The 833-nt window shown below is 60.3% G+C and carries 1 protein-coding gene and 1 pseudogene; both read right to left on the bottom strand.

Translation table 11 applies throughout. The features are described 5' to 3' along the window. Nucleotides 1-195 precede the first annotated feature (195 nt). On the bottom strand, nt 196-600 hold the full coding sequence (locus tag F2P46_RS36025; protein WP_166899308.1) for a thioredoxin family protein: 405 nt from the start codon (nt 598-600) through the stop codon (nt 196-198). Continuing rightward, nucleotides 597-833: pseudogene (locus F2P46_RS36020) on the bottom strand (hypothetical protein); the annotation flags it as partial. The pseudogene F2P46_RS36020 and the gene F2P46_RS36025, both read right to left, overlap by 4 nt.

Below are 833 nucleotides of genomic sequence, written 5' to 3'. Positions count from 1 at the left end.
ACCTTGCGGCTTGTCGCTGTACTCAACGCTGCCGTTGGACGCTGTGTTTTGTGATTCGCATCCTACGCTGTTGGGTGCGAATCACCATGCTAGCCAATCTATTCCACCGCCTAATCCTGATGGAGGAGGCGCGAACGAATGCCTGGATCGGAAGGGCATTTGTCTCCAGCATTACTCACGCCTTGAGAAATACAGTTACGTTGCCCAGTCAACAGCCATCAGACGGGCGCGGATATCCGGCAATTCGGCTTGTTCGATGCGCGGTGCCTGCGCCAGCAGGTCGGTCAGTGCCGATACGGTGATGCGGCCGGGAACGAGAGCGTGGGTCAGTTGAGCACCTCTGTAGCTGACCAGCAGCGGCAGACTGTCGGGAATGAAGTCGTCCAGGAACTCGGCGTGATCTTCGAGATCGAGCCAGAGCCAGGTATCGTTTCTTCCGCCGTGTTCGGCTGCCAGGGATTCGAAGACTGGCTTGAGCGTGCGGCAGGTTTCGCACCAGCCGGTCGCGCCGATGATTAATGTCAGGCGTGCGGACGAAGCGTTCAGCCGCATTGCGATGGCGGCGGCGTCGGTCCATGGGTCGAGCAAGGCAGTACTCATGCGGGCGCCCGTGGGGAAAACATGTCGTGCAGCGTGTTCATTGCGATTCTCTGTTCTGTGGTGGATGCCCGCACGTTGATACGGACGGTTGACTGTGCGTGGTTGAGTATCTGTGCGGCCATGGCGCGAATCGCTTGCGGGGCGTTTTCGAGCAGGTCGAGGGCGGTTTTGGCATCGATCTCGCGGCCAAGCAGCACGCGTTTGCCGCGACCGACGAGGTGCGGGCTGGCGGC

It is taken from the genome of Massilia sp. CCM 8734 (genome assembly GCF_011682155.1).
GTDB lineage: Bacteria > Pseudomonadota > Gammaproteobacteria > Burkholderiales > Burkholderiaceae_D > Telluria_A > Telluria_A rubra.
This window is presented reverse-complemented; position numbering and strand designations above follow the sequence as displayed.